Genomic DNA, 14,692 nt, shown 5'->3' on the forward strand with positions numbered 1-14,692 from the left:
TTTTGAGGCATTGGTACTCAAATTTTGGCACTTAAGTACAAATTTGAACGCACATCATTATGGAACAAACGCATAAAAAACTCGAAGGACGGCTTATCATCGTAGCCTACCGCCTCCCTTTTAAAATTGTCCAGGAAAATGACCATATCCAACTTATTCAAAACTCAGGCGGCCTTGTTTCGGCGGTACTTTCCTTAGCGCAGAGCCAACAAAACGCCCATTTTCAATTTGCCGATAAGATACAATGGGTAGGTTATACTGAGAACACCCCGGAGGAACTGGAAGGACAAAACATTGAAAACGAAAATTTTAGAGCGCATCCGGTTTTTATCCCCAGCGAGCTGAATGAGCATTATTACGAGGGCTTCTGTAACGATCTGCTTTGGCCCCTCTGTCATTATTTTCCTTCCCTGGCCAAGTTTGAAGACAAGTACTTTGACAGCTACCAGGCAGCCAATCAGTTGTTCTTTGAAAAGGTACGGGCCATTTTGCAACCCAACGATGTCATTTGGGTACAGGACTACCAGCTCATGATCCTGCCCGAGCTGCTCCGACAGGAATTTCCGGATCATAAGATTGGCTTCTTTTTCCATATTCCGTTTCCTTCCTTCGAGATATTCCGGCTGCTGCCTACGCGCTGGCGGATTGCCCTCATCAACGGGATGCTCGGGGCTGATGTCGTAGGTTTTCACACCAACGACTACGTCGAGTATTTCCTGAAGGCCGTACGGATGGTGGTGGGGCACGGCAATAAGCTACACTATATCAACCTTAGCAGCCGGATTGTTAAAGTAGATGCCTTCCCGATCAGTATTGATTACCAGAAGTTCAACCAAGCCTTCGACGACATGGAGGTGGTCAGGTACCGCTCCGATGCCCGCCATTCCCTCACCGAAAAAATTATTTTTTCCGTCGATCGCCTCGATTATTCCAAAGGACTGCTGTATCGTCTGCACGGTTTTCAGCGCTTCTTGGAAAATTGTCCCGAATGGCACGGCAAGGTATCTTTCGTGATGATTGTGGTACCCTCCCGCGACCAGATCGAGCAGTACCAGCAGATGAAGTCGGACATTGACCAAACAGTAGGCCGCATCAACGCCCTCTTTGGCAAGATAAACTGGCAACCCATTATTTACCAGTACCGTTCGCTGAGCTTTGAGGAGCTGGTAGGGATGTACACGGCCAGCGACGTGGCCCTGATTACGCCCATTCGGGACGGCATGAACCTGGTGTGCAAAGAGTACGTAGCCAGCCGGAAAGACCTGCGGGGAGTACTTATCCTGAGCGAAATGGCCGGGGCCGCCGCCGAGCTGGGTGAAGCGCTGATCATTAACCCAACCGACAGCCAGGATATTGCCTACGCCATAAAAAAGGGACTGGAAATGCCCCTGGATGAGCAAACCAAACGAATGCTGGCCATGCAGGGACGCCTCAAAGAATATGATGTCTTTGCCTGGACGAATGACTTTTTTACCCAGATGATTATGATTGAACAAGAACAAGAAAAACTCCGCCAATACTACCTCACCGAGCGTGACATGCTGAAAATCAGCGACGCCTACGCCGCGGCTTCGAAACGTATCTTTCTGCTCGACTACGATGGTACCCTGGTACCCATTGTGCGAATTCCGTCCGATGCCATCATCAGTCGGGAAATGAAAGACCTCATTGCTCAACTCGCCGAGCGCAATACGGTAGTAGTTATCAGCGGTCGGGATCGGCATTTTTTGGAAGAGGTACTGGGCGATCTTCCCGTACACATGGTAGCCGAGCACGGCGCACTGGTGAAAATTATGGAAGAAGGAGAATGGCGACTGAACGAAAACTACGAAGAAAACTGGAAAGAGAGCATCCGGTCCATTCTGGACCTGTACGTCAAACGTTGCCCGGGGGCTTTTGTGGAAGAAAAAGAAACCTCCCTGGCCTGGCATTTCCGGACCGCCGAGGACCAGGAATACGCCCTACGTCGCGCTCAGGAGCTGAGCTGGCAGCTTCGAAGCTACATCCAGCCCGAATTAAATTTGCAGGTAGTGGAGGGAAATATGGTTATTGAAGTGAAAAAGACTGCTTTTAACAAAGGTACCGCCGCCCGTGCCTTTACCGAAAAAGATAGCTACGATTTTGTGATGGCGCTGGGCGACGATACTACCGACGAAGATATGTTTGAGGCGCTGGCGAGCGACGCCTACACCATCAAAGTAGGCGATGCGCTTTCAGTGGCTCGAAACCACGTCAAAAATCAACAAGAGGTCATCAAGCTATTCAAAAAAATAGTAGCTAAACATTAACCTTTGCGTATGAAAAGCAGAATTGGGCTACTTGCAATCAGTATGGTTGGATTCTGCCTTTCGATGATCCAGGACGACCCTCAGAAGGTCTTCCGGCAACGAATGGAAAAACCGGGAGGCGGTAGCCTAGCCAACCTAACGCTGCAAATGGCGCAGTCGTTTCTGGGTACCGCCTACGTATCCCACACGCTGGAAGGAAATCCTACCGAGCAGCTGGTGTGCCGTTTCGACGGCCTGGACTGTACCACCCTGGTGGAAACCTCCGTGGCGCTGGCCGTAGCTAAAAAACACCACATGAAGTACGATGGCTTCCGTCAAGAGCTGACCCAGCTGAGGTACCGTCACGGACAGATCAACGGCTACGCGTCACGGCTCCACTATTTCGTGGACTGGCTCTACCATAACCAGCAGCGAGGAAGGGTGGAAGATATCACAGCCCGGCTGGGAGGCATCCCCTACCATAAAAATATTCATTTCATGACCAGCCACGCGGAGCTTTATCCGGCGCTTAGCTCCGAGGAAACCTGGCGTGAACTGAAACTAATCGAAGAAGAAATCAATGCCCGTGCCCACTACTACATTCCGCAGGTGGAGGTTCGGAAAGTAGAGCCGCTGCTCAAAGAAGGGGATATAGTGGGTATAACATCCTCAGTGGAAGGACTCGACTGCAACCATCAGGGGATCATCACCAAAATCGGTGAGCGGGCTTTTCTTGTACATGCCTCTACGGATGCCAAAAAAGTAATCTTGAGCCCAAGACCGTTGGCGGAGTACGTAGCCTCCATTAAAAGACACACGGGAATCATCGTGCTGCGCATTCCCGACGAATGATGCGAAATCCGTTCTCTAATTCACAGCCACCTACCCCCAAGGTACCTTCCAGCGGGTTCGTAGCCACGATCTTGCATTTTACCCTTTATAACCCCAAAAAAAGCGACCCCACAATTCGGGGGTCGCTTTTTTAACTATTAACACAACTCAACTAAATCTTTATGCCGTGTCAAGGCTCTGATCCTATTACGGCGATGATACCTTAGTCTATGATTTACGTTAAGCCCAACGAACCCCGACGGGTGGATAGGCTGAAACCTTCTTATCCAATCAATGAGCAAATTATTAAAAATCAATTAACAAACTATTAAAATCTGATTAAAATTTTAAGCAATACAACAACAAAAATTATTCCAGGAGGGCTTACTCTTAAAATCAGGTTGTGGTAAGCTACCCGTTCTATATACGCACGCCTATTGTAAATCGTCCTGCTACGGCGCAATGTCGCGCCGCTTCAAGGTCTTGGAGCGGTTTTACTTGGTGACTCTTAGTAGTTAAGTGCGGTCTAATTGAGGGCAGAGCGTTCGGATTGTTTGTCTTTTTTGAGCCGCAGAATCAGGTAGATAGGTACTTTGGAGGATAGATCATGACAGGCAAGGGAGTGCAAAAAGGGGGATATCAGGAAAAACAAAAAAGCCATTCGAGATTTCGAATGGCTTTCCGACATATATCCACACCATTAAAAGAACTGCCCGAGAGGGCCGAACTTAATCTTAAATGCAAAATAATCAATAAATATTGAATATTGAATGTTTTTCTTTAAAAATATTCTAACAGAAGAACGTATCTATTTAAAAAGCGTCAAAATCATCGTCAAAAATACTACTTTGGTTCAAATCATCCAAATCCTCATCTCCAAAACCTGCTAAAGAAAGCCCTTTCTTGATGAGAGCGATTTGACCGGCATGGTACAAGTCGTGTTGAATTAAGCCATGAATGAGCGTATAGTACGTATAGTCTCTTCCGGGTACGGTATCCTCCAGAAAATGATCCGTTTGCTTTTTTTCCAGCTCACTCACCAACTCCTCCTGCGACAGGCTCAGCTCCATTTGGAGCGTTTCCCATTCTAACTCGTCAAAGGTACGAAAAGTTTTCCAATTTTTTTCTTTTGTTGTGATGTCAAAAGTTGCATCTCCCTGGAGTTTTCGCACCGCAAATATGCGCCAGGTAGTAATGTGAAAAACCAGCTCCGCAATAGAATGGGTATTGGGAGTGAGCCGGGAAGCGGCCATCCGGCTGGATACCCCCCGAAGTACCTCTACCACCGAAGGCCCGTGCCAGGCCTGCTCGCTTTCGTAGGTGTCGTTAACTAGATCTATAATTCGAAGGGTCTCTTCCTTTCTATCCATAGCTACTGATTTGATCGAAAGTGCAAATATGTCCAATAAAATGTTTTGCCGTACTATATTTTTATTTATCTGATCGCAAAAAGTACCCTAATACATTACCTACAGGGCTTACTAGGTTTTCAGCAGGCTGCTCTTGATTTCCGTCCGAGCTATGCTTAGAAGCCGAAAAGCTGCTTTTCTCGACCATAGAAACAGAACACACCAAAGTACCCTGCCTGGTTAGCTTCGACTTTCTGTGATTGCGTACTTCTGCGTGCGAAGGATTAAACTACTTTTTTTGCAGCCTTCCAACCGCTGTTGTATCTTTACCGCCAATCCCAAATTTAATGTCATGAGAATAGATACTCCTCGCTTTGCTACCCTGGCGTCCCTTATTTTGGCGGCAGCCTTGCTACGATTGCTTCCTCACCCCTACAATTTCACGCCTCTTGGAGCGATGGCGCTCTTTGGTGGGGCGCATTTCAAAAGCAAGCGATGGGCGTTCCTGGTTCCGGTTCTGGCTTTGCTAGTTAGTGACGCGCTGCTGGGTTTTCATAGTACCATGTGGGCCGTTTACGGTTCGTTTATACTGATGGTAGCCATCGGGATGGGTTTTCTGAAAAAGATTACTGCTGGTAGGGTGGCCGGAACGGCGTTGCTCTCTTCTGTTATCTTTTTTTTAATAACCAATTTTGCCGTTTGGCTCAACGCCGGTGGTTTTTATCCGAAAACATTCATGGGGCTGATGGCCTGTTACGGGGCCGGGCTCCAATTCTATCAATACACGGTGTTTGGCAATTTGTTTTTAAATAGTGTGATGGGAGACCTGTTTTTCTCCCTGCTCCTGTTTGGTAGCTTCGAATGGCTGAAGAGCAAGTCGCCCGCCCTGCAAGGAACAGAATCGGTCTAGGCCGTTGACTGCAAGGCTATTATTGAAAGAGGGAGCCCGCGAATTACGTGGGCTCCCTCTTTTATGGGTTAGAAGATCAGCCCTAGGGCTTCTCGTGGCTGGGAAGCTGGTGTATTGGACTTTCTTTTGGATAAATAAGCCGGCTTTCGTTTCGTCTTTTCCGGGTTTTCTCCCCGTTGCACCAGCAAGTTATGCTCAAAAAACTCCAAGGCCCGGGGTACTTTTTTGGACCGCAGGGCCGAAAAGTAAGGCCTTTTCCCCCTGGTTTCTATGAGCCGGATATCGAGCTTGTAGATGGTACCTTCGGGGAAGTCAGCAATGGCCCGGCGGTCACAGCGGATCTTAAACTCGGGAGGTACCCGCTGGCCTTCCAGCGTCCGTAGGGTTGGAAGCTTGGTGCGGGAATCGAGAGACATCCTGGCAAACACATCCAGAAAAACGCATCTGGAAAGCTCCGGAAGGTGATCAACCAATGACAATTGCATAAAGAAGGGGCATTTTCTACACAATAATTTCTAAATTTTCTTGCAAAACCAAGAGAATACTAAAAATAAAGGTTTAGGGCGGCCCGGTACGTATTGCAATGTGCCTCCACCACATCCACGATTCGGGCTGAATAGCCCCCGCCCATCGTCACAACGACTGGCACCTGGTACCTTTGGCAGGTTTTAAAAACAAACTCGTCGCGCTGGCGGCATCCCTCGCGTGACACGCTCAGGTGCCCAAGTTTGTCGGTAGCCAGTATATCCACTCCGGCCACGTAAAAGGCAAAGTCCGGCCGGTAGTTTTCAAATAAATTGCCCAGCGTATCAGCAAGTACCTGTAGGTACTCCCGGTCCGAAGTACCGGTCGGCAGGGGCACATCCAGGTCCGACTGCTCCTTGTGCAGGGGGTAGTTATCCTTGCCGTGCATCGAAAAGGTAAAAACCCGCGGCTCATCGCGAAAGATAGCCGCGGTACCATTTCCCTGGTGGACGTCCAGGTCAATGACAAGAATACATGCTGCCCGCTGGTGATCCAGCAAGTACTGCGCCGCCAGAGCTACGTCATTCAGCAGACAAAAGCCCTCCCCGCGGTCCGTGAAGGCGTGGTGAGTACCTCCAGCCACGTTCATGGCTACGCCAAATTCTTCGGCGTAGTGGCAACAATCCAAAGTACCCTGGGCAATGATGATTTCCCGCTGCACCAAGGGTGCCGACAAAGGAAACCCAATGCGCCGCACCATCTTTGGGCTCAGACGCAACCCTTTAAGGTCTTCCCAGTACTTTGCATCATGCACACGCAGGATCAAATCTTCGGGTAGTGCCGAGGGACAAAAGAAATTTTCGGGAGTACAGGTACCCTCATAAATAAGTTGTGCGGGAATCAGCTCGTACTTGAGCATCGGAAAACGGTGGCCTTCGGGCAAAGGATGGCTGTAGAGAGGACAGTGGGCGATGCGCAACATGAAAAAGCAAAATATAGACGAATGGCACAACCTTTTTGATCCTTCCTGGGTCATATAGGTACCTTCATTTACTAAAAACGATTCTTTGCACGCTAATGTTGGACAATTCGGGTACCAAGGTAGTTTTGATCACGGGCGGATGCCAGGGCATTGGCCGGATCGTAACCGAGCGCCTGGCCGGAGAGGGATACCGGGTATCGGTGCTGGAAAAAGACAAGGAGGCCATTCAGGAATGGGAGCAAGCCGGGGTACCTGCGAGCGTCAGGCTGTACGGAGGTGATGTTAGCCGTGAAAAGGACGTAAAACGCTGGATAGCCGATACAATAACTGATCTGGGGAAGCCCGTACATTTGATTAATAACGCAGGCATTGCCCTGAACAAACCCATCCAAAAGCTTAAGTTGAGCGAGTGGAAAAAGGTACTTGACGTCAACCTCACCGGCGCGTTCCTGGCCGTAAAACATGCACTCCCGCATCTTCAAAGCCAGCGCGGGAGTGTTGTGAACCTGAGCTCTACCCGAGCCCTGATGTCTGAAGCCAACACGGAAGCCTACTCCGCTTCCAAGGGGGGTATCCTGGCACTGACGCACGCGTTGGCGATCAGCCTGGGGCCGCAGGTGCGCGTAAACGCCATCAGTCCGGGCTGGATCGACGTGTCGACCGTACAGAAGTCATCCGACACTCTGCCTACGCCCCTCTCGCCGCAAGATCATGATCAGCATCCCGCCGGCCGGGTAGGCCACGGAAACGACATCGCGAACCTGATCTTGTTCTTGCTTCAGAAGCAAAATGATTTTATTACGGGACAAAACTTCATCATAGACGGGGGGATGACCCGTAAAATGATTTACGTTTAAATTTCGTTTATGATACAGTAAACAAGCACAACCATGCACATGACCAATAAAATAATGCTAATGACCCTTTTGATGGGTACTTTATTATCCGCCTGCACCAATGATCCTTTACGGGATCTTTCAATAGAAGATTCGCAGGTCTTTATTACCAATCGTAACAAGTCCGTTGATTTCCGGCAGTACGCTACCTTCAGCATCGTAGATTCGGTATTGATCTTGGGAAACCAGGGCTATGGTACTTCTCTTTCAGAAATTGATGTGACCATTTTGACCCGGGTAATTGCTAAAATGCAGGAACTGGGCTACCAATACGTGAGCGCCAGTAATAATCCGGACGTAGGTATCAACGTGGCCCAAATCCGAAATAGCTATCTGAATGTAGCTCCCATGAACCCCTACTGGGGTAACTACTGGGGCGGCGGCTGGGGAGGCTGGGGCGGTGGCTGGGGCCCCGGAATGGGCTATGGACCGGGGTACTTTACCTACTACCAGACCAACGAAGCCTATTGGTACCTTGAGATGATCGACTTCAAGAACTCCAACGTCGAAAATCAGGAGCTCGATGTGGTCTGGAATGCGCAGATTCGGGGCAGCGGTATCGGTAGTACCCAGCAGATGGGCCGCATCGTGGATGCCGTTTTTGAGCAATCAAGCTACCTGAAAATAAATTAATTATCTTACTAAGACACAGCCCACTAATGAAATACGCCAAGCTATGGATACTCGTTCTGCTGTTTTCTGGCGCGGCCAGAGCGCAGGACGCTACCAATATCTATTCTATGCCTTCGCCCTTTGATCGGTATTCTCACTACCTGGCTACCGGCCGCGTGACCGCCGCAATCCCGATAGGTACCTTTGCCGATCAGTACATCGATAAAACTTCGCTGGAAAACTATTCCCTTTCGGTCGAGTGGATTTTTCAGGGGGCCCTTTCAGCCGGTGGCGAGGTAGGGTATGCCTATTTTCAGACCCGCCTACCCCGCCAGGTCTACCAACTGGACGGCCAGGACGTTTCGGCCGTCCAAACACGTACCCTTACTCAGTACCCAATCCAGGGATTTGTCAACTACCACCTGGCGGGCCGTAGCGCCATCGTTCGCCCCTATGTACACCTGAGCGCCGGCGGTAGTTTTGTCGATTACAGTTTATTTTATGGAAACCTTGCCGATCAACAGCAAAAGTTTCAATTTGCGTACGGAGCGGGACTTGGCTCCAAGTTTCTTTTTAAAAAGGATGGTTCTCTGGGGGCTGACCTGCGCGTGAAGTACAGCCAAACCGCCCTGAACTACGACTACGTAACCAAAGGTATTTCTTCCATCAATGCTTCCTTTGGACTTTTTTACCGCTGGTGGTAGTTGAATTTCTAATTTTCACATGTCGCCGCTAAAATTGTCAAAAGTTCACGTCTGGGGAATCACCGTCCTGCTGATAACTACCTTGAGTGCCGGGACCTGGGTCTGGAAGCGCTACGGCCCTTCCGACCCTCACTCCTACCAGCTTGAGGCTACCGTTTTTCCGTTAGCCGAAACGCTTCATAAAGGTACCTCAGGCTGTGACCTCGAAGTAAGGCATTATAAGCAAATCGGAAATGAGCTTCAGTTTCAGCTGTACGCCAGCCAGGGCGGCCTTTCGCCCTATTCGGTAGAGATTACCCAGAATAAAAAGACCCACCGTTTTCAAAACGTGCCGCACCGGCCAGGTACCTGGCTGACGCTCAACAACCTGTCATTGACCGACGGACCGGCCACCATTCGAATTCAAAGTAATGCGCAAAGCGGCTGTGAAACCACGGCTGCTTTTGCTTTTAAGAGTGCGAATAAAGACGAAATAGTAGCCCAAAACCAGTGGATACGCCACGGAAGCGACGACATCTGGCTTGACGTGCGCCCTGTGCAGAAAAACGGCCGGCTGTACCTCAAAGATTTTGCCAACTACCAGGATGGCCGTACGCGCGTCTACCTCATTGATGGTACCGTAGTAGGGGGCCTGGACGAAGGTCTGGAGGTCCGGCCGGGGTACCTGTATACCATTCTGGCGCGCTGGATCGACGCCCCGTACAGCGAGTGGTGGAACCACCTACGATACCGCACCGTTCGGCAGCAGTGCCTCTGGATCGCCCCTTCTTCTGCGCCTTCCCCCGAAACCACCACGCACCTAAGGCGGATTGGCATCCCCGCCTGGTTTAGCCCATCGCCTTCTTTCAACGTTCATTTCGACACTAGCTTCCCGGAATTTGAGCCTATTCCGGGCAAGCTCGCGATGCAGTACCGGTTGAATAATTTTGTTCCTGCCCAAAACTACCTTAAGCGGGGCATTACGCACTTACCCCGCTGGGAAGAAGACATACCCCGCCATAAGCAACATTGGACCGAACCTCCAGGCTTTTTTGCGGATCGGGACGAAAACTGGTTTTCCAGCCTATCGAAAGAGGAAGTTGAAGCCTACGCCGACCAGGTCGGGGGGCTGGGCGTGTACATTTATGACTTCGAGTTCTGGAACCGTGACTACGCCCCCGCCGTGAAGGAAAGGCTGATTTGGTATTCGGCCCGCATCCGGAAAAACCATCCCTCCATCAAGCTCTTTGATTACTGGGGCGGCAGTGCTGTGCATAACACCAATTTCCAGCGAGGTACTTCCATCGACCCCGCCCACTTTTTGAAGGACTACCAATCTCCCACGCCTACCAACTCCAATTTTAAGCCCCTGGCCAACGGTGAAACGCTTGGAAAGTACCTGAACGGGAACCTGATTGATGTGTATCCCAAAATAGTTTTTGGCGACGATCCTTCGGGCGTCACGCCCAACAACTACCTTATTCTGGCGGCCCTGCACGCCGCTCGGATCAACCAGCTCTTTTCTTACCAAAAAAACAACCAGACCATCTGGTACGCCTGGAACCGTCACTTGCCCATGCACCAAGACCCCGCAGTACCCTGGCACGTAAAGACAGCCAATCCTGACGGCGATCTTTTTTTTAATCAGCTGGAAATGATGCCCGCCAGCCAGGCCCTGGGTATTTCGTTATTTTCATTAGTAACGGCGGACGGATACTATCTCTGGCACGACAATCAGCCTTTGGGTAAAGGCTCCAATAATTATAACTTAGACTTAAATCATACCGGTTGGGGCTGGGAATGGTACCCGGCCGACGGCCGTACCGGCTACGAAGCTTTTCAGCAAACCCACCATTCGCCCGAATCTCCCAAGTACTGGGACTACCCCACGGAGTATTTTGCGCTGGGTAACTGGATGGCTAAGCAGGTAGAAGATATTTTGGTAGGTGGAAAAAAGCAGGACCTGGCTTACCAACTAGCAGGAACCTGGCGGGAGCCTAAGCCCGAGCAAGCCGTTCTTTCCGCCATGCGAAAAGAACCTTTTGTGACGGCCGTCGTCAAAGGCAACCAAATTGCCGTGCTGGCTATTGATAGCTTTCAAAAGCCCAACCAATCCCGATCGGTTACCATAAAACTACCCAATGGCCAGCAGGTCGCTATTCAGCTCTATGGCAATTGGCCTGCATTATACCGGGGTACGCTTTAAGCCCCGGCTTGCTTCTTTACCTCTTGATACAGATAAAGAATACGTGGTGGTGTTTATTCTAAGGCTGGGATAGGTACTTTACTTTATCTCAGTCGATTAAGGATTACCTGCTCAAATTCGTTTTGGGTATGCTTGGTTTCCAATATTAGCCTGACCGTCTCGGCCGACAAATGCAGATCGGCCTTGTCACCACTTTCTTTTTCAATCAGGCATTCCAGCCAATTATTTTCGTAGTCCAGGTCTACGGTCAGCTTGCAGTTGTAAGAAGTTAAAATTGAGGTAAGGTACTCTTCAAAATTAGTACATTGGTTAGTAGTCAATTTTTCCATAGGTGCTATTTATAAGGTACTTAGCTAAGGATTACTACGACCTGCCCCTGCTGTCAGAATGCGTGTTGGCTTGTTTAGGAGCGTTTTTTGATGACTGCATACAAGTACCAGTTGGCCATCCGGTTTAGCACCTGCTCTAGCTCGTGAGCATCCGTGGGCTCAAATGTCCTAATAAGCTCTATATAAACCGGATAGTTATTGATTCGGACCTGATTCACCGGCATAGAAGTTGTAGTAAGCTGCTTCTCGACAACTCGAGCCAATATCGCTGGTTTCTGCGTATGAAGAATGAACTGGTCAGTAGCCTTCGCCTCCAGGTTTTGTGACAATAAAAATCGCGGTGCTTTCATCTATATTTATCTGAGCCACCACCATGAAATGAACTTTCTCGAATTCGCTACTTGGGTACCTTATACCGTGCAGGATCGCCTTTTCGCCATCCTGCGTAATGTAGTAGGGTACCATTAAGTTTTCCCTAATGTAAATGGGAATGTTTCGATTTCGCCACTTCTGGCCACGGCTAATAATACGATCATAATCCATTTGGGCGCTTTTGAGGCCCTCATACCAGGTTTGTTTGTTCATGTTAAGCGGGTTTTGAGCAGGTTGCACTCCTGCATATAGGGAGGTAGCTGATATACGTGGAGGAAAGGTACAAATTTTTGCCATTCAAATAAAATTGAATAGTCAAAAAAAAGGGCTCTCCACTAAAAAAGGAAATGAAGTACCCTGGCAGTAAACTTAATCTAAATAAAAGGTTACATACTTTTTCTAGAGCTCTTAAATCAAGGCTCGGGGCTTCGTTTGAGTAAGTACCCCCTGACGGCGTATTCTTTTGGATTTCACCAACCTACCGTTGGATAAATATTTCCAACGAGGTACTTTTCTTTATAAAAAATTACCTTCATTTGTAATGAAAGCACCGCTTTCAAGTACCTATACACACGCTATACTGGAAAAAGGCCTGTTTTAGGGCAGGTCTTTTTCGCACTCCCTCTTTCTTGATACTCAACCCGATAGCTCAATTGTACTGAAGCGCCATAAACACATCAGAGGTACCTCGGTCGAGGTACCTCTGATGTGTTTAGAAACTGCACGCTTATTCCTACACTTTTGGCTCCCAGCCGGGCGCGTAGTCACGGCGCCAGAGTTTCATTGCTTCCCGGTCATTGATACGACCCGTTTTAACGTCTACTTTAAATGACTTTCCCGTGCGCGAGGCGATATTGGCCAGGTGGCAGAGGTGGGTACTTTTAGCACCTTCGTCAATGGGCGAGTTGAGCTTCGCTTTGCCGCGTATGCCATCAAAAAAGTTGACAACGTGTAGCGTAGACATATCGCCACCACCGCCCAGAGCGGTACCGGCTTCGTTTCCTTTCGCCTTGCTATCTTTAATTTGTTTACCGGCGCGGTCAAAAAGCTTGTAGCCGTTCCGATTTACGAACACCGTTCCCTCCGTACCATAAATCACCGTGCCGCGGTCGCTGCCGTAGGTACCGTAGGCGTTTCGGCTTTGTCCGTCCCATTTAATAATCTTGTTGCCCGGAAAGGTAAAAGTAGCCTCCATGGTATCGTACATCGTCCAGCCGTCGTTGGGGAAGTACCTTTTTTCGGCTTCTACCATGACGTGCTCAGGGTAGCTTTCCTGCAAGGCCCAGCGGGCTACGTCTAGCTCATGGGTGGCGTTATTTCCCGCTTCGGCCGTGCCGTAGTCCCAGCCGTACCAGTGCCAGTTGTAATCCCAGGTATCGTGCATGTACTCTTTACGAGGAGCGGGCCCCTGAAAAAGCTCCCAGTCCAATCCTGCGGGTACGGCGGCTTTCTGAGGCATGGGTACTTCGCCCCGACCGCTGGCATAAAAAGCCACGGCTTTGTACGCTTTGCCGATGATTCCCTTATGAATTTCATTGACAATTTCAATGGATTCCGGGGCCGAGCGCTGCTGATTCCCCATCTGCACTACTTTGTTGTATTTCTTTTGAAAGCTAACGAGCAGCTCACCTTCGTGGGGATTGTGGCTGCAGGGTTTCTCTACGTACACATGCTTGCCCGCTTGCATGGCCATGCAGGCACCGGGTGTGTGCCAGTGGTCAGGTGTGGAATTAAACAAAGCATCAACCTTTTGGTCTTCAAGTACCTTGCGAATATCGTTTTCAAATTTAGGGGTATACGCCAGTTTCTTAGAGAAATTTTTGCCTGCCGCGTCCAGCTGTTTTTTCATAACATCGCAGAGATACACCAGCTCAACGTTGTTTTCTTTGGTAACGATACCTTCCACAAATGCTCCGTATCGACGCCCCAGGCCCGCAATGGCCACGTGAATGCGGTCGTTGGATCCTATGATTTTAGCGTAGCTCCGGGCTGACATGCCACTGACGGACATCCCTTGGGCCATGCTACTGGCGGCAATACCAGCCGTGCCTAAAGCCAAGTCTTTGATGAATTTTCTTCGGTTGTTTTTCACTTAAAAAGGATTTAAGGTATTGAGATTCAGCTATGGAAGCTACGGTCCCCCCCGAATACTACTTCCGGGAAAGCACATGGGCAGCTACGCAGGGGATGCAGCGTTTCTTATCGACGCCCCCACGTTAACCAAAAAGACGGTTGAGATCCCGTTTTACCACTAAATAGTTCGAAAGAAGTTTTTGGGGGCCGTTCTATCTGGCGCTACTTTCTCCCATTTATAAAGGTACTTCGCTAAGCCAAGTCCCCATTTTTTTTAGCCTGCCCACTTTCCGGTGTAAAACCCTTCATACCGCTCGTCGTTGAGCTCACTCCGCGGGGGCATCAAGTGTATTCTTACCAACCATAAGCCAGGGTACTTTGTAAATTTCAGTAAAATGAAAAGTCTGAAGCACAAAACCCGACGGGATCGCTTTGCCGATTATTAGGCTCTTCATGGAAATACCCCTGGGCTAACAATCTGGCTAATGATACACTACCACGGCCTAGCGGCCCTAAAATCTCATGGGGGCTAGTATTAATCCCTACGCTCAGGTCCCTTGCTACTCCTGCCAGGTACTTACCCATAAAAAAAGCATGGGGAGATCGATTGAAGTCGAATCCCCCATGCTCCATAGCGTGTGTATATTGCAGATGTACCTACGGTTTATAGGTGCGTGGTTAATATACGTCTGGGGGTTTATTTTGGATCAAAAAAAA

The 14,692-nt window shown here is 49.4% G+C and carries 13 protein-coding genes; 7 read left to right on the forward strand and 6 right to left on the reverse strand.

The window, feature by feature from the left end; genetic code table 11:
• Positions 1 to 59 precede the first annotated feature (59 nt).
• Both HNQ92_RS07205 and HNQ92_RS07210 read left to right on the forward strand, forming a co-directional pair.
• The gene (locus HNQ92_RS07205) at positions 60 to 2,288 is read left to right on the forward strand and encodes a bifunctional alpha,alpha-trehalose-phosphate synthase (UDP-forming)/trehalose-phosphatase (protein WP_184172651.1); all 2,229 of its coding nucleotides are present in this window, start codon (positions 60 to 62) and stop codon (positions 2,286 to 2,288) included.
• A gap of 42 nt (positions 2,289 to 2,330) precedes the next feature.
• Positions 2,331 to 3,119 (forward strand): N-acetylmuramoyl-L-alanine amidase-like domain-containing protein, encoded by a 789-nt coding sequence (locus tag HNQ92_RS07210; protein ID WP_184172653.1) that lies wholly within the window; start codon positions 2,331 to 2,333, stop codon positions 3,117 to 3,119.
• 791 nt (positions 3,120 to 3,910) lie between these two features.
• Here the strand turns inward: HNQ92_RS07210 and HNQ92_RS07215 are convergent.
• A complete protein-coding gene (locus tag HNQ92_RS07215) occupies positions 3,911 to 4,468 on the reverse strand; it encodes a DinB family protein (RefSeq protein ID WP_184172656.1) in 558 nt (185 codons plus the stop codon).
• Between the two features lie 277 nt (positions 4,469 to 4,745).
• Between HNQ92_RS07215 and HNQ92_RS07220 the strand changes: the two genes are divergently transcribed.
• Positions 4,746 to 5,357: a DUF6580 family putative transport protein gene (locus tag HNQ92_RS07220; RefSeq protein ID WP_246439775.1), complete on the forward strand. Its 612-nt coding sequence runs from the start codon at positions 4,746 to 4,748 to the stop codon at positions 5,355 to 5,357.
• Between the two features lie 68 nt (positions 5,358 to 5,425).
• Here HNQ92_RS07220 and HNQ92_RS07225 read toward each other — a convergent pair whose 3' ends face one another.
• Together HNQ92_RS07225 and HNQ92_RS07230 are read right to left on the reverse strand one after the other, a co-directional pair.
• Positions 5,426 to 5,773, reverse strand: a complete 348-nt coding sequence (locus HNQ92_RS07225; protein ID WP_221307400.1) for a hypothetical protein — start codon at positions 5,771 to 5,773, stop codon at positions 5,426 to 5,428.
• 128 nt (positions 5,774 to 5,901) lie between these two features.
• On the reverse strand, positions 5,902 to 6,804 hold the full coding sequence (locus HNQ92_RS07230; protein ID WP_184172660.1) for a histone deacetylase family protein: 903 nt from the start codon (positions 6,802 to 6,804) through the stop codon (positions 5,902 to 5,904).
• 95 nt (positions 6,805 to 6,899) lie between these two features.
• On the opposite strand from HNQ92_RS07230, the gene HNQ92_RS07235 reads away from it, so the two are divergent.
• The 4 genes from HNQ92_RS07235 to HNQ92_RS07250 are packed head-to-tail and all read left to right on the forward strand — an operon-like array spanning position 6,900 to position 11,201.
• Positions 6,900 to 7,661, forward strand: a complete 762-nt coding sequence (locus HNQ92_RS07235; protein WP_184172661.1) for an SDR family oxidoreductase — start codon at positions 6,900 to 6,902, stop codon at positions 7,659 to 7,661.
• 39 nt (positions 7,662 to 7,700) lie between these two features.
• Positions 7,701 to 8,333: a DUF4136 domain-containing protein gene (locus HNQ92_RS07240; RefSeq protein ID WP_246439779.1), complete on the forward strand. Its 633-nt coding sequence runs from the start codon at positions 7,701 to 7,703 to the stop codon at positions 8,331 to 8,333.
• Positions 8,334 to 8,359: 26 nt separating this feature from the next.
• Complete coding sequence (locus tag HNQ92_RS07245) at positions 8,360 to 9,016, forward strand: hypothetical protein (protein ID WP_184172663.1); 657 nt, start codon at positions 8,360 to 8,362, stop codon at positions 9,014 to 9,016.
• 34 nt (positions 9,017 to 9,050) lie between these two features.
• Complete coding sequence (locus tag HNQ92_RS07250) at positions 9,051 to 11,201, forward strand: hypothetical protein (RefSeq protein ID WP_246439781.1); 2,151 nt, start codon at positions 9,051 to 9,053, stop codon at positions 11,199 to 11,201.
• Between the two features lie 83 nt (positions 11,202 to 11,284).
• Here the strand turns inward: HNQ92_RS07250 and HNQ92_RS07255 are convergent, their stop codons facing one another.
• The 3 genes from HNQ92_RS07255 to HNQ92_RS07265 form a co-directional block, all read right to left on the reverse strand.
• Positions 11,285 to 11,530, reverse strand: a complete 246-nt coding sequence (locus HNQ92_RS07255) for a hypothetical protein (protein ID WP_184172667.1) — start codon at positions 11,528 to 11,530, stop codon at positions 11,285 to 11,287.
• A 297-nt stretch (positions 11,531 to 11,827) separates the two neighbouring features.
• Positions 11,828 to 12,115, reverse strand: coding sequence for a hypothetical protein (locus HNQ92_RS07260; RefSeq protein WP_184172669.1), 288 nt, complete (start codon positions 12,113 to 12,115; stop codon positions 11,828 to 11,830).
• Between the two features lie 520 nt (positions 12,116 to 12,635).
• Entirely contained in the window at positions 12,636 to 13,994 is a 1,359-nt protein-coding gene (locus HNQ92_RS07265; RefSeq protein ID WP_184172671.1) for a Gfo/Idh/MocA family oxidoreductase, read from the reverse strand.
• Positions 13,995 to 14,692: the final 698 nt, after the last annotated feature.

The sequence above is a fragment of the Rhabdobacter roseus genome (assembly GCF_014202275.1).
In the GTDB taxonomy this organism is placed as follows: domain Bacteria; phylum Bacteroidota; class Bacteroidia; order Cytophagales; family Spirosomataceae; genus Rhabdobacter; species Rhabdobacter roseus.

Bases quoted from the DNA above. Each gene is read 5' to 3' on its own strand.
- HNQ92_RS07225 (WP_221307400.1), bottom strand. From the start codon at position 5,773: ATGTCTCTCGATTCCCGCACCAAGCTTCCAACCCTACGGACGCTGGAA.
- HNQ92_RS07260 (WP_184172669.1), bottom strand. From the start codon at position 12,115: ATGAACAAACAAACCTGGTATGAGGGCCTCAAAAGCGCCCAAATGGAT.
- HNQ92_RS07215 (WP_184172656.1), bottom strand. From the start codon at position 4,468: ATGGATAGAAAGGAAGAGACCCTTCGAATTATAGATCTAGTTAACGAC.
- HNQ92_RS07230 (WP_184172660.1), bottom strand. From the start codon at position 6,804: ATGTTGCGCATCGCCCACTGTCCTCTCTACAGCCATCCTTTGCCCGAA.
- HNQ92_RS07210 (WP_184172653.1), top strand. From the start codon at position 2,331: ATGGTTGGATTCTGCCTTTCGATGATCCAGGACGACCCTCAGAAGGTC.
- HNQ92_RS07245 (WP_184172663.1), top strand. From the start codon at position 8,360: ATGAAATACGCCAAGCTATGGATACTCGTTCTGCTGTTTTCTGGCGCG.
- HNQ92_RS07235 (WP_184172661.1), top strand. From the start codon at position 6,900: ATGTTGGACAATTCGGGTACCAAGGTAGTTTTGATCACGGGCGGATGC.
- HNQ92_RS07240 (WP_246439779.1), top strand. From the start codon at position 7,701: ATGACCAATAAAATAATGCTAATGACCCTTTTGATGGGTACTTTATTA.
- HNQ92_RS07205 (WP_184172651.1), top strand. From the start codon at position 60: ATGGAACAAACGCATAAAAAACTCGAAGGACGGCTTATCATCGTAGCC.
- HNQ92_RS07255 (WP_184172667.1), bottom strand. From the start codon at position 11,530: ATGGAAAAATTGACTACTAACCAATGTACTAATTTTGAAGAGTACCTT.